The following is a 454-nucleotide window of genomic DNA, read 5'->3' on the forward strand; positions in this document are numbered from 1 at the left end:
ATGGTTGTTTCTAAAAGAATAGCGGTAAATAAGGCTTGATGGCAGTTTCACTAGATAAGTTAGACCGGCTGAAAACTCGGCATCTTTTACAAATCATGGCAAACAACAAACATTCCAAACACACCAATCAAGTACGTATCATCGGTGGGCAATGCAGGGGACGAAAGTTAACATTTTTATCGGCAGACGGTCTGCGTCCGACACCTGACAGCGTGCGTGAAAAACTGTTTAATTGGTTGGGTCAGGATTTAACCGGCAAAACAGTATTGGATTTATTCAGCGGCAGTGGTGCTTTGGGGATGGAGGCTGCTTCTCGTCATGCGGCAAAAGTGGTAATGGTCGATAACCACCGCCAAACTGTTTAAACACTTCAGAAAAATATCCGTGAATTAGGTTTGAAACAAGTAGAAATCGTGTGTTCAGACGGCATGGCTTATCTGGCAAGGCCGTCTGA

Annotated in this window: 1 pseudogene; it reads left to right on the forward strand. The window is 44.3% G+C overall.

Features of this window, described 5'->3' with window-relative positions:
- Positions 1–95: 95 nt before the first annotated feature.
- Positions 96–454 (forward strand): annotated as a pseudogene (locus ACTHTY_RS11880) (RsmD family RNA methyltransferase); the annotation flags it as partial.

This window comes from Neisseria sp. P0019.S002, assembly GCF_051957155.1.
Classification (GTDB): Bacteria; Pseudomonadota; Gammaproteobacteria; order Burkholderiales; family Neisseriaceae; genus Neisseria; species Neisseria perflava.